At 57.3% G+C, this 12,891-nt stretch carries 9 protein-coding genes; 3 read left to right on the top strand and 6 right to left on the bottom strand.

The genetic code is table 11. From position 1 onward, the window contains the following. Positions 1-39 precede the first annotated feature (39 nt). Both DIT72_RS08465 and DIT72_RS08460 read right to left on the bottom strand, forming a co-directional pair. Positions 40-438: a hypothetical protein gene (locus DIT72_RS08465; protein WP_135954810.1), complete on the bottom strand. Its 399-nt coding sequence runs from the start codon at positions 436-438 to the stop codon at positions 40-42. A gap of 144 nt (positions 439-582) precedes the next feature. Further along, positions 583-2,130 carry a bifunctional GNAT family N-acetyltransferase/carbon-nitrogen hydrolase family protein gene (locus DIT72_RS08460; protein WP_135954809.1) on the bottom strand — a complete coding sequence of 516 codons (1,548 nt, stop codon included), beginning with the start codon at positions 2,128-2,130 and terminating at the stop codon, positions 583-585. A gap of 211 nt (positions 2,131-2,341) precedes the next feature. Between DIT72_RS08460 and DIT72_RS08455 the strand changes: the two genes are divergently transcribed. Continuing rightward, positions 2,342-2,893 (top strand): DUF4442 domain-containing protein, encoded by a 552-nt coding sequence (locus tag DIT72_RS08455; protein WP_135954808.1) that lies wholly within the window; start codon positions 2,342-2,344, stop codon positions 2,891-2,893. Positions 2,894-2,902: 9 nt separating this feature from the next. Here the strand turns inward: DIT72_RS08455 and recQ are convergent, their stop codons facing one another. Beyond that, positions 2,903-4,762 (bottom strand): DNA helicase RecQ, encoded by a 1,860-nt coding sequence (gene recQ / locus DIT72_RS08450; protein ID WP_135954807.1) that lies wholly within the window; start codon positions 4,760-4,762, stop codon positions 2,903-2,905. Positions 4,763-4,914: 152 nt separating this feature from the next. Here recQ and DIT72_RS08445 point away from each other — a divergent pair, with 152 nt between their 5' ends. Continuing rightward, a complete protein-coding gene (locus DIT72_RS08445) occupies positions 4,915-6,120 on the top strand; it encodes a 1-acyl-sn-glycerol-3-phosphate acyltransferase (RefSeq protein WP_135954806.1) in 1,206 nt (401 codons plus the stop codon). 15 nt (positions 6,121-6,135) lie between these two features. Next, the gene (locus tag DIT72_RS08440) at positions 6,136-6,795 is read left to right on the top strand and encodes an alpha/beta hydrolase (RefSeq protein ID WP_135954805.1); all 660 of its coding nucleotides are present in this window, start codon (positions 6,136-6,138) and stop codon (positions 6,793-6,795) included. A gap of 19 nt (positions 6,796-6,814) precedes the next feature. Here the strand turns inward: DIT72_RS08440 and glgP are convergent, their stop codons facing one another. Genes glgP through glgB form a run of 3 tightly spaced genes read right to left on the bottom strand, consistent with a single transcriptional unit; the run spans position 6,815 to position 12,745 of the window. Next, positions 6,815-9,367, bottom strand: a complete 2,553-nt coding sequence (gene glgP, locus DIT72_RS08435) for an alpha-glucan family phosphorylase (RefSeq protein WP_135954804.1) — start codon at positions 9,365-9,367, stop codon at positions 6,815-6,817. Between the two features lie 43 nt (positions 9,368-9,410). Further along, positions 9,411-10,862: a glycogen synthase GlgA gene (glgA, locus tag DIT72_RS08430; protein WP_135954803.1), complete on the bottom strand. Its 1,452-nt coding sequence runs from the start codon at positions 10,860-10,862 to the stop codon at positions 9,411-9,413. Next, positions 10,859-12,745: a 1,4-alpha-glucan branching protein GlgB gene (glgB, locus tag DIT72_RS08425; protein WP_135954802.1), complete on the bottom strand. Its 1,887-nt coding sequence runs from the start codon at positions 12,743-12,745 to the stop codon at positions 10,859-10,861. Before glgB ends, glgA begins: the two co-directional genes overlap by 4 nt. Positions 12,746-12,891: the final 146 nt, after the last annotated feature.

Below are 12,891 nucleotides of genomic sequence, written 5' to 3'. Positions count from 1 at the left end.
GTCTCCTTACGGTGCGGTTTAACGGTGTTAAGTGCGGCGTCAGGCCATTTGCCGGATACTGGAAGAGGGCCCCTGGGAACGTCTTGATTTCAACGTCTGTTTTTTAATAACGACTTCCCGTATGCGGCGCAACTTATCTGCCAGGGCAGAAGAAGATTCGTTATTAAGTTCTGCAAAATCAACCGAATAGAAGAAGTTGCTACAGTGTTTTCTACGTTCCGTGATGAGGCCGGTAATACCATCGGCCCTGATATTATCGAACGGCATTTCCATCACGAGACTCAGAACGATTGTATCGCCAGGGTTGAACACCTTGTCCGTCTTGATCACACACCCGAAATTATCAAGCTCGAACAGCGCCGCCTCCACCCGTTCACGACGGAACAGGCCACGCTTGACGTGGAAGTGTGCAACAAGATCCGGCAGTGCTTCGTTCATCTAAACGCAGTCTCTGTTGTGCTCCGGGCATGGCCGGGAGACACCCCGGGGAATGACCTTGAAAGTGTATGGTTAAACAATAGCCACACTCCCGCGGTTTGGCAATGTGTTCAGTGTCATACGATAAAGCTCTCAGACAGTTCATCAACTGCCTGAATCTTTTTCGTCCTTTTTGAGCGTATTGAGCGCGTATATGTCCGTGCGCCGGTCTTTCAGGTTGGTGACCGAGCCTTCGTTACGGACCAGCTTCAGCTTTTCCAGGTCCATATCCGAGAACATGATCATCTCGGTGTTCGGCGTTGTTTCCGCCATCACCGCATCATGGGGGAATGCAAAGTCCGAGGGCGAGAAGACCGACGACTGGGCATATTGTACATCCAGGTTTTCAACCTTGGGCAGGTTGCCCACGCTGCCGGTGATGACCACGTAGCATTCGTTCTCGATGGCCCGTGCCTGGGCGCAGTGCCGGACCCGCAAATACCCGTTCTTTGTGTCCGTCCAGAACGGCACCAGGATAATATCCACTTCGTCACTGGCAGCCAGCCGCCCGAGTTCCGGAAATTCGATGTCGTAGCAGATCATGATGGCAACGCGGCCGGCGTCTGTCTCGAACACCTGGAACTTCTCACCACCTTCAATAACCCAGTCGCGCCGCTCGTGGGGCGTGATGTGAATCTTACGCTGCTCGTCCACGCGGCCGTCCCGATGGCAAAGGTAGGACACGTTGTAGACACGGTCATTTTCCAGCAATGGCATGGAGCCGGTAATGATGTTGATGTTGTAGCTGACTGCCATTTCCGACATCTGGTTGCGGAACTGCTCGGTAAACCCGGCCAGGAAGCGGATGGCTCTGGTCTGATCCATCTGATCCGTAAGTCCCATCAACGGGGCGTTAAAAAATTCCGGAAACAGTGCAAAGTCGCTTTTGTAATCAGACAGGGCGTCCACGAAATACTCAACCTGTTCGAGCACCTCATCCACGGATGTGAATTCGCGCATCTGCCACTGAACAGCACCCAGCCGCACCTGGGTCTTCTTCACGCTCAGTACCGGTGAGGGCGGGGTATAAAGAATGTTCCGCCACTCCAGCAGGGTGGCGTAGCCCTGGGACTTTTCATCCTCCGGCAGATACTTGTGCATCAGCCGTGTGACCTGGAAATCGTTGGACAACTGGAAGCTGAGGATCGGATCGTAAATGTCCTTACGGTCCACCCGCTGGATGTATTCCTCGGGGGAGTACTGGTCGGAATACTTGTGGTACCCCGGAATCCGGCCACCCGCCAGAATGGCGCGCAGGTTCATCGAGCGGCAGAGTTCCTTGCGGGCTTCATAGAGGCGACGGCCAAGGCGGTAACCACGGTAGTCAGGATGAATGAATACATCCAGCCCGTACAGGGAGTCACCCTTGGGGTTATGCCAGATTTTCTCATTGCGCAGGATCAGGTCATCGTAGGTATGAGGGTTGCTGAAACGCTCATACTGGACGCTTACCGTCAGTGCCACTGCGACCAGTTCTCCGGATTCCTCGATACAGATCTGGCCATCCGGGAACTGCTCAACCAGCGCCTTGATGGTATCTTCGGGCCAGGCGCCGCCAATGTCATCGTAAACCCTGTTCATCAGCCGTTCCAGCTGCGGGTAGTCATCAACGGTGAGGTTACGAAGGTTGAGATGCAGGTCTTCGTGGGCCATATACGGCGGCTCCGGTTAAGTGTGGGTGCAGGAACATTCCGCAAAATCCGAGATTCAAAGGCGGCATTTTACCAGATCATACGGAAGACTTCGCAACGAAAGCCAAAAACAAATCCGCACAGCACTTGCGAAGGCTTTCCCGGGGCTGTAAATATCTACGACTGTTGGTCCGGATCGCCGGAAAAGATTGAACTCACAAGAGAGCAAATACATGGCGTTAATTGATAGTCTGATCGGGGCGACGGGGCAATGGGTGTCCTCATCCGATCCGGAAGCGCGAATCACACAGCCGCTGGCCTGGCTGCGGAAAACCAGCGGTTATGCCGCTGTCAACCGCATTATCGGGCTGTCGATCCCGTTTGCGCCCCGCAACAACTTCAGTGTGGAAGAGGTCCGGCCCGGCTTCGTGAAGGCAAGGATTCGCCTGAAGGGCAACAAGAACCATTTTGGCAGTCTTTATGCCGGCGCCTATTTCCTGGTTGCTGAGATTCCCGGAGGGGTACTGGCCCTGTTTGATCTGGGGCCGGCCTATACGCCTGTTCTCAAGGAGATGACGCTGCAATTCCTGCAGCCGGCCAACTCGGATGTGTCTGTGGAGTTTTCTCTGGATGACGCTGCCGTGGCCGCTATCAAGGCGGAAGCTGACGAGACGGGCAGGGCAGCGTTTGCTCTGGAAGGCATGCTGTACGATCAGGAGGGCAACCACGTGGCCACGTCCATTGCCCAGTACCGCGTTCGCAAGAAGGGATTCAGGACTTCGTAATGCAGCCGCTCACAGGCCGTCCAGCTCCTCCAGGGCGGCCAGGAAGGTATCTCCGTATTTCTCGAGTTTTGCGGCACCCACACCATTGATTTCAGCCATTTCCGCCAGACTGTTCGGACGCTTTTCCAGGATTTCGAACAGCGTGGCATCGTGGAAAATCACATAGGGCGGTACGCCTTTTTCCTCAGCCAGGGCCTTGCGACAGGCCCGCAACGCTTCCCATCCGGCAGTGTCGGTGATCTGATCGGCAATCCTGCGACGTCCCGATGAGCCGGAAGAACCGCGCCCGCCGGCTGATGTGATCACCGGGTCCTTGCGCAACTGGATGGGCACTTCGCCCTTCAGCAGCGGCCGGCACTGCTCCGTGAGCTGCAGCGCGCCGTAACCTTCCGGATCTGCCCTCAGGTAGCCGTTGGCGACGAGCTGCCGGAACACGGATTTCCAGTCGTTGGCGGACAGTTCGGTGCCAATGCCGTAGGTGGATACCGCCTGGTGCCCGAACTGGAGAATGCGTTCGTTCTCCGAACCCCGCAGAACATCAATCAGATAGGTAACCCCGAACCGCTGGCCGGTTCTGAACACGCAGGAAAGGGCTTTCTGGACGGCAACCCTGCCATCCCAGGTTTCCGGCGGGTACAGACAGGTATCGCAGTTGCCACAGGGTTGTTCGAGGGTGTCGCCAAAATAGCGTAGCAGCACCTGGCGGCGGCAGCTCGTTACTTCACACAGGCCCAGCATGGCATCCAGCTTCTGGCGCTCGACACGCTTGAAATGGTCGTTGCCCATGGAGCCTTCCAGCATCTGGCGCAGTTTGATCACGTCCTGCAGACCGTAGACCATCCACGCGGTTGAGGGTTTTCCGTCGCGCCCGGCACGGCCGGTTTCCTGATAGTAGGCCTCCAGGCTTTTGGGAAGGTCCAGGTGTGCAACAAAGCGCACATCCGGTTTGTCGATACCCATCCCGAACGCAATCGTTGCCACAATGATCACGCCATCTTCGCGCAGAAACCGCTCCTGATGCCTTGCCCGGTCTCCCGAATTGAGGCCGGCATGATAGGCCAGTGCGGTGTAGCCTTTATCACGTAGCATTTTGGCTGTGGCGTCTACCTTGTTGCGGGACAGGCAATAAACGATGCCACAGTCGCCCTCATGCTCTGCTTTAATAAAGTCCAGTAATTGCTTGTTAGCATTGGTTTTCGGAGCAATCCGATACTGGATATTGGGGCGATCAAAGCCACTGATGAAGTGGCGGGCCTCGGTCAGCGAGAGCCTGTCGGCAATTTCCTTGCGGGTGCGCTCATCGGCGGTGGCTGTCAGTGCGATACGGGGCACGTCGGGAAACTCGTGCGCCAGCCGGCTCAGTTCCAGGTAGTCGGAACGGAAATCATGGCCCCACTGGGAGACACAGTGCGCCTCGTCAATGGCAAACAGGGAAATCGAAGCGTCGTGCAGCAGGTCCAGGGTACGGGGCTGGATTAACCGTTCCGGTGCGCAGTACAACAGGTCCAGCTCGCCGGTCATCAGGGCATTTTCGGTATCCCGGGCCTGCTCGAAATCCATGGTGGAGTTCAGAAAAGAGGCGCGGACACCAAGCTCCTTCAGGGCAGCCACCTGGTCCTGCATCAGCGCAATCAGGGGAGAGATCACAATCGCCGTCCCGGTGCGCACCAGAGCCGGCACCTGATAACACAGTGACTTACCACCGCCGGTGGGCATCAACACCAGCGCATCGCCACCGTTTACCACTTCACGGATAATGTCACCCTGCAGGGGCCTGAAGGTCTCATAGCCGAAAATACGGTGCAGGACTTCTTCCGGGTCCTGGTCTGAAACACGGGGGCGCTCTGTGCTTAGCTGTGCAAAATCCATGACTTGGCCGCTGGTGTTGGTTAATGTTAAAAACCAGTCGTTCTGGCAGGCGAGCCATGATACCAGAATCCCGTCACGGAATCGGCGGAGACAAACAAACCTTTTAACGGCTACAATGCGACTTTTTTCTGCACCCAACAAACAGGAAGACCATGCAGGAATTTGATGCGATCCGTCCGTATTCGGACGAGGAAACCCCAACCGCCATCAACAATCTGGTCCGGGACCGGGAATTTCTGGATATGGTTGGCCGCTTCAAGTCGCCAGTGCTGGCGAAATGGGCACCTGCCATGCTGCGGCTGTGGGTAAAGCGATGGCTGATCAGCCATTTTGCGGGCATTACCCGCATCGACGATCTCCAGGCAAGGTTATCAGGCTACGTGGGTGAACTGGTGGACAACACCACCACCCGGGTAACCCACAGTGGCCTGGAAAATCTCGATAAACACAGTGCTCACCTGTTCATTTCCAATCACCGGGACATTGTCTTTGACCCCATGGTGGTGAACTACCTGCTGTTCATGAACGGTTTCAGAACCACCCGCATTGCGATCGGCGACAATCTGCTGGCAAACCGGGTATTCGCTGAAATGATGAGGCTGAATAAAAGTTTTGTGGTTCGCCGCAGCATGACCAGCCCGAGGGAAATGCGGGATGCCTATATCATGCTGTCCTCGTTCATAAACCACAGCATCGACACTAACGACAGTATCTGGATTGCCCAGCGGGAGGGCCGCGCCAAGAACGGCCTTGATTTTACCGACCCCGCCATCATCAAGATGTTCTACATGAGCCGTAAGAAGAGTGGGCTGGCGTTCGGTGAGGCCATGAACAGGCTGCATATTGTCCCGGTATCCATCGCCTATGAATACGACCCCTGTGACCTGGATAAGGCCCGCGAACTGGAAACCCGGGCCCGCACAGGTGAGTACATCAAGAGTGAAGGGGAGGATACCAACCAGATCATGAAGGGTCTGACCGGCTTTAAAGGGCATGTACACGTGCATTTTGGTGCCCCCATAGCCGATGCGGAAGACAACCCGAAAGATCTGGCCGCACGGATCGACCGTGAGATGCACGCCAACTACCACCTGCACACCTCAAACCTGGTGGCCTACCAGCAAAGGGGCATCCACCCGGATTCCCATGCCAGCCGGGAAACCGTGAGTGACGCAGTGGTGACAGCAGAGGCCTGGTCAGAGGCAGAAATAGCGGCGGCCGAAGCAGAAATGGAGCGGAGACTCGATGCCTGCGACCCGGCTGTTCGTCCGTACCTTCTGGACATGTACGCAAACCCCGTTGTGACCGCTTTAGAGGCCAACAATCGCAGACCCCATTCAACAACGGAACATTCCTGATACCCGAGGTATTTTGTGCAAGAACTCGAATATATTAAGGTTGAAACCGGACCCAACCCGACCGCAGCGGTAATCTGGCTTCATGGCCTTGGTGCCAGTGGCCACGACTTTGAGCCGGTTGTGCCCGAACTTGGATTGCCGGAAGATGCGGCGGTGCGTTTCATTTTTCCCCATGCGCCAGACATGCCAGTGACCATCAATGGTGGTATGACCATGCCAGCCTGGTACGACATCAAGGCGATGGACATCGACCGCGTGGTGGATACCGATCAGTTGCTGGCCTCGTCCGACGCGGTTGCGAGGCTGGTGGACCGGGAAATCGAGCGCGGTGTCCGCAGCGAAAACATTATAATCGCAGGTTTTTCCCAGGGTGGAGCAGTGGCTTACGAGTTGGGCCTGAGCTATCCCAAACGGCTCGGCGGCATTGTTGCGCTGTCGACCTACTTCGCTACTGCAAAGACCGTCGAAGTTTCCGACGCCAACCGCGACATCCCCATCAGCATTTACCACGGCACCCGCGATCCCATGGTGCCGGAGTCACTCGGTCGGCTGAGTGTCGAGAAGCTGAAGGAGATGGGGTTCGAGCCGTCCTATCAGACCTTTCCCATGGAACACAGTGTGTGCCTTGAGGAAGTGCAGGATATTGGCCGCTTTATCCGCAAACACGTACTGTAGGATCGGGCCATGCCCGGGCTCAGACCCAGAGCATGGCGCCCATCTCCAGAGGATGTGTCAGCGCCTCATGGTATGGGTACATTCTCAGCCTGAGAGTCTGGAGCCCGGGATAGGAAGGCTGGACCTGTGTCGCGAATACCGTTCTGCCGTCCGCCTCGCTTTCCCGCTCCAGGAAGAAGCTTGCAGGACCAGGCGTCTTGTGGGTGCCGGTGCATTCCGGGCTGACCAGGCACTCCACGCGCACATCGTCAGCGCTCAGACCATTGAGCAACGCCTCCACGCGAAGCTCCACAGCACCATCGTGGGGACAGCGACACTCGATACATCCGGCAACATTCAGCTCAACGCCCGACCAGGCTTCCCGGACTTTTGCTTTCCAGTCCGCCAGTTCGGTCGCCAGCCGGCCACCCCCGGCCATCAGCCTGGCTCCCTGGATGGATGCGGTCTGGTAATAGTTGGTTACGTAGTCCATCACCATCCGCTGGCTGTTAAACTGTGGCGTAATCGTTTTCATCGAAGCTTTGGAGCGTTTCACCCAGCCCCTGGAATAGCCCTGGGAGTCCCGTTCGTAGTAAAGCGGCACTACCTCGAATTCCAGCAGATCAATCAGATCCCGGGCTTCCTCCTGGTTACGGAATTCCGGATCAAGGCCGGTATCCCGTGGCGTAATAGCCCAGCCGTTCTTGCCGTTGTAACCTTCACCCCACCAGCCGTCCAGCACGCTCAGGTTCAGGGCGCCATTGACCGCCGCTTTCTCGCCGGAGGTTCCGCTTGCTTCCTTGGGATATTCCGGCGTATTCAGCCAGACGTCCACGCCACTGAGCAGGCGCCTCGCCATGGCCTGGTCGTAGTCTTCGAGAAGTATCAGGTGTCCCATCAGGGACGGATGCATGGAAAGATCGTGGATGACCTTGATCAGCTGTTGGCCGGGCGTATCCCGGGGGTGTGCCTTGCCGGCGAACACCAGCACCACCGGGCGATCCGGGTCGGTGAGGATGCGCTGAAGGCGGTCAAGATCGGAAAAGATCAGTGTGGCGCGTTTGTAGGTGGCAAACCGCCGTGCAAAACCGATCACCAGGGTGTCTTTTTCTGTGGAGACCAGCGGGCGGGTCATCCGTTGTGTGACGGAATGGCCGGTACCGTTGCGTTTGTGCTGGCGCTTCAGGCGGCGAACAATGTATTCGCCCATCTGCTGTTTGAGGGCCTTGTGCACGCTCCAGTAGTGATAATCCGGAATCTCGTCAATAAATTCCCAGAAGTCTGGGTTACGCAGTTCGCTCTTCCAGGTCGAGGCCTGGATGTCAAAAAGGCTTGACCACTCAGGGGCCAGAAAAGTCGGCACATGCACGCCGTTGGTTATATAACCGATCGGATTTTCTTCCGGAGGCACCTGTGGCCATATGTCGCCTTCCATAAGTGAGGCCACACCGCCATGAATCCGGCTGACGCCGTTGTGGAAGCGGGAACCACGCAGGCCGAGGCTTGTCATGTTAAAAGTTACGCCGTCATCTTTGTCACCCAGGGAAAATATTTTCCCGAAGTCCAGCCCGGACTCCTCCAGATAGCGGCCCATGGCATGCTGAACCAGATCCCTCGGGAAAATATCATGGCCTGCCGCTACCGGTGTGTGGGTAGTGAACAGGGTCGCCCCGGCAACGGCCTCCAGTGCGGCATCGAAGGTCAATCCTGCCGCCATGGTCTGCCGGCAACGTTCGAGAATCTGGAATGCCGCATGGCCTTCGTTAATGTGCCACACCGTCGGTTTGAGCCCCAGCGCTTCAAGCACTCGGGTGCCTCCTATACCAAGAAGCATCTCCTGGCCGATGCGGGTGGACTCGTCGCCGCCGTACAGTTGCAGCGTCAACTCCTGGTCTTCCGCGTTGTTTTCCTCCGTGTGGCTGTCCAGAAGGTACAGACGGATATGACCAATTCTCGCTTCCCATACCCGAGCGACTATGTCGCGACCCGGGAAGGGCACGGAAACCTTGAGTACCTCTCCATCCTTCTCTACAGGCGTGATCGGTAGTTCGTCACTGGAATGAGACTGGTAGCGGGCGACTTGCTGACCAAGGGGATCAATGCTCTGGATGAAATAGCCCTGCTGGTAAAGCAGGCCCACAGCCACGAACGGTAGCGCCAGATCGCTTGCTGCCTTGCAGTGATCCCCTGCCAGAATGCCAAGCCCCCCGGAATAGATCGGAAAGCTTTCGTGAAAGCCGAATTCGGCACAGAAGTAGGCCACCAGTGCGGTTTCCGGATCCAGTTTTTCGGTCACTTCCGGCCCGGGACCTGCTTCCAGGTAGGCATCATAACTACTCAGAACCTGCCGGTATTCGGACAGGAATGCCCGGTCTTCCGACGCTTCATCAAGCCTGTCCTGGGCAACACGCCGGAGAAACAGTTTCGGGTTGTGCTCGACTTTCTGCCACAGCCGAAGGTCAATCCGGGCAAACAGCCTGCGAACCCCGTGATCCCAGCTGTAGAACAGATCATTGGCCAGCTCTTCGAGACGCTCGAGAGCCTCGGGGATAAGGGGGTGGGCTTCAAGTCGGAATTCGGTTGCTTTGTGCATATCGGTTGTCTCCGGGCGCAGGGCGCTCGTACTGATCCAGCTGTTAGGTTTCGCGCTCTTTGAGAATGCTCTGGTAAAGATCGCTGTAGTCGTGGGCCCGCTGTTTCCAGGAATAATCCGCTGCCATTCCGTTTTCCTGCAGCCGGCGCCATTGCTTGCGACTCCTGAAATAGCCCAGAGCGCGGGTTACGGCCGCAAGCAGTGCCTGGGCACTGGCTTCGCTGAAGCGGAAGCCGTTGGCCTTGATGAGACCTGCCTCTTCCGGATCCTGCACTGTGTCGGAAAGTCCGCCAACTGCATGAACCACGGGCACCGTGCCATAGCGCAGGCTGTACATCTGGTTGAGCCCGCAAGGCTCGAACCGGGAGGGCATCAGGAACATATCACATCCGGCGGTAATCCGGTGGGAAAGCCCCTCGTCGTACCCAATTGTCAGGGACATCTGTCCAGGCCATTGCCGCGCCAGTTCCATTAAAGTTTCGTGGTAGCCTGCCTCACCGGAACCGAGGAGGACAAACTGGCATCCCCGTTCCAGCAACTCGGGCATCACTTCAATCAGCCAGTCGACACCTTTTTGCCCAACCAGGCGGCCAATAAAGCCCAATAACGGGCCACCGTTGACTTCAAGGCCAAGTTCCCGCTGCAAATGAGCCTGGCACTGGGCCTTGTTCTTCAGGTGACCGGGCCCGTAATGAAATGCAAGTTCGGGGTCATCTTCCGGGTTCCAGACCCGGGTATCAATGCCGTTGAGTATGCCTGTCAACCGGGATTGCCGGTGCCTGAGCAAACCATCAAGACCGTTACCGAATTCCGGCGTCTGGATCTCCCGCGCATACCCGGGGCTGACAGTGGTAATGCGATCGCTGAAAACAAGACCGCCTTTGATAAAGGACAGCTGACCATGGAATTCCAGCTGGTCCCAGTGCCAGAGTGAATCCGGCAATCCCAGGGCACGGAAGGTTTCGTGGGAGAACAGGCCCTGGTAAGCGAGGTTGTGGATGGTAAACACGGTGCCTGGCCGCTGGGGGCAGTGCTCGAGAAACACCGGAATAAGCCCGGTCTGCCAGTCGTTGCAGTGCACCAGGTCCGGCCGCCAGTTCAGCCCCACTTCACCCGTGGCCATCATGGCGCCGACTTTGGCAAACAACTCAAACCGGTGGGCGTTATCCCACCAGTCCTGTCCTTTTTCGTTTTGATAGGGATTGCCGGGCCTGTCAAACAGCGGCGGACAATCCACCAGCCAGAGAGTGACCGCGGTGCCGGGAAGCCGGGTCCGCCAGAGGCTGACCTCGTATTGCCCGATCCGGAACCGGCATTTTCGACGGGAACCGGCAGCCCTGGCGGCCTTGATTGCATCGGGATAGCCCGGCAGCAGAATGTGGACATCGTAATTCAGCCTGCAAAGTGCTTCCGGCAGGCTGGCAGACACATCTGCGAGACCACCGGTTTTCACCAGTGGGTAGACTTCACTGGTGGCGAATAATACCCGGGTCATGGAGCTGGCCTCAGCATAATCGCGCCCAGTGGTGGCAGAGTCAGTTCCAGCGACCAGTCCCGGTTCATCCAGGGTTGTTCGTCCGCCGGCATGGGCAAGGGATTGCCCAGGTTGCTGCCGCCATAGTACTCGGAATCCGAATTGAAAATTTCCCGCCAGGTGCCGCCCTCGGGTAATCCGATCCGATAGTTATGGCGGGGCATCGGAGTGAAATTGACCACAATTACCGTGGCTTCGCCGTTAGCGATGCGCAGGAAGCTGATAACGGACTGGGGCGAGTCATGGCAGTCAATCCACTCGAACCCCTGGGGCCGGAAACAGTCGCCGTGCAACGACACTTCCCGGCGATAAAGACCGTTGAGGTCCTGCACCAGGCGTTTGATGCCCTCGTGCTCAGGATAGGCCAACAGCGACCAGTCCAGCTCGCGGGCTTCACTCCATTCCCGGCGCTGGCCAAACTCGCCGCCCATGAACAGCAGCTTGGCACCGGGATAAGCATACATATAGGTCAGCAGCGTACGTAAGGAAGCGCGCTGCTGCCACTCGTCCCCGGTCATCTTGTTGATCAGGCTGCCTTTGCCGTGCACAACCTCATCGTGGGACAACGGCAGCAGGAAATTCTCGGTAAATGCGTAGACCAGGCCAAAGGTCAGTTTGTCGTGGTGGTATTGGCGGTATACCGGATCCTGCTGCAGGTAATCCAGGGTGTCGTGCATCCAGCCCATGTTCCATTTCAGATTGAAGCCGAGGCCGCCGATTTCCGGCGGGCGGGTGACCTGGGGCCAGGAGGTGGACTCTTCCGCGCAGACCAGAGTTCCCGGGAAACGACTCTGGCAGACGCGGTTCAGTTCCCTGAGAAAGTCGATAGCTTCGAGGTTTTCATTGCCACCATGGATGTTGGGCAGCCATTCGCCTTCCTTGCGGGAATAGTTCAGGTAGAGCATCGACGCAACAGCATCCACGCGCAAACCATCGATATGGAATGCCTCCAGCCAGAACAGGGCGCTGCCGATCAGAAAGTTGCGGACTTCATGGCGGCCATAATTATAGATCAGGGTGCCCCAGTCCTGGTGGCGGCCCTGGCGGGGATCTTCGTGCTCGTACAGGGCACTGCCATCGAAGCGGGCGAGGGCGTGCTCATCAGTGGGGAAGTGCCCCGGAACCCAGTCGAGGATAACGCCAATATTGTTCCGGTGGCACTGGTCCACCAGATAGCGCAGGTCGTCCGGTGTACCGAAGCGGCTGGTCGGAGCGTAGTAGCCGGTGGTCTGATAGCCCCAGGATTCGTCCAGTGGGTGCTCGGTCAACGGCAACAGCTCAATGTGGGTGAAGCCCAGCTCGGTCACGTAGGGAATCAGCTGGTCAGCAAGCTCGCGATAGGTCAGCCATCGCCCGGAGCCATGGTGGCGCCAGGAAGCGGCATGGACCTCATAAATCGAAATGGGGGATTGCTGCCAGTTCCAACGGCCACGCCGGGCCAGCCAGTCACCATCGCCCCAGCAGAAATGACCGCGCTCGGTCACTATCGCGGCCGTAGCGGGTCTCAGCTCAAAGGCCTGGCCATAGGGGTCGGTTTTCAACAGCTGCTCGCCTGCCTCGGTGGTGATCGAGAACTTGTAGAGGTTTCCACTGCCGATGCCCGGAATAAAGCACGACCAGACGCCGGTGCTGTCATGGGGGCTCATGGGATGGGCGTCGGGATCCCAGCCATTGAAATCTCCAACAACACTGACCACCCGGGCGTGCGGAGCCCAGACCGCAAATCGAACGCCCTCGGTAGCCTGGCTTTTGCAGACGTGGGCGCCAAGAACATTGTAAATGTGCCAATGCCGGCCTTCGGCAAAGAGATGAAGGTCGTAATCGCTGAGCGTTGGGCTATCCATAGACCTTGCTTTCCTGATCCGGTGAAACGTTTATCTATTGAACACGACAGGGCCTATTTTAAAAATGACCCATGGCAATCTTACGTCATAATTCCGTGATAGTGTTCTAAGATGGATAAAGACGTCAAATTCATGGAATTCCCTGC

Source organism: Marinobacter orientalis (assembly GCF_004792665.1).
Classification (GTDB): Bacteria; Pseudomonadota; Gammaproteobacteria; order Pseudomonadales; family Oleiphilaceae; genus Marinobacter; species Marinobacter orientalis.
This window is presented reverse-complemented; position numbering and strand designations above follow the sequence as displayed.

Bases quoted from the DNA above. Each gene is read 5' to 3' on its own strand.
- DIT72_RS08455 (WP_135954808.1), top strand. From the start codon at position 2,342: ATGGCGTTAATTGATAGTCTGATCGGGGCGACGGGGCAATGGGTGTCC.
- DIT72_RS08445 (WP_135954806.1), top strand. From the start codon at position 4,915: ATGCAGGAATTTGATGCGATCCGTCCGTATTCGGACGAGGAAACCCCA.
- glgA (WP_135954803.1), bottom strand. From the start codon at position 10,862: ATGACCCGGGTATTATTCGCCACCAGTGAAGTCTACCCACTGGTGAAA.
- DIT72_RS08460 (WP_135954809.1), bottom strand. From the start codon at position 2,130: ATGGCCCACGAAGACCTGCATCTCAACCTTCGTAACCTCACCGTTGAT.
- glgP (WP_135954804.1), bottom strand. From the start codon at position 9,367: ATGCACAAAGCAACCGAATTCCGACTTGAAGCCCACCCCCTTATCCCC.
- DIT72_RS08465 (WP_135954810.1), bottom strand. From the start codon at position 438: ATGAACGAAGCACTGCCGGATCTTGTTGCACACTTCCACGTCAAGCGT.
- glgB (WP_135954802.1), bottom strand. From the start codon at position 12,745: ATGGATAGCCCAACGCTCAGCGATTACGACCTTCATCTCTTTGCCGAA.
- recQ (WP_135954807.1), bottom strand. From the start codon at position 4,762: ATGGATTTTGCACAGCTAAGCACAGAGCGCCCCCGTGTTTCAGACCAG.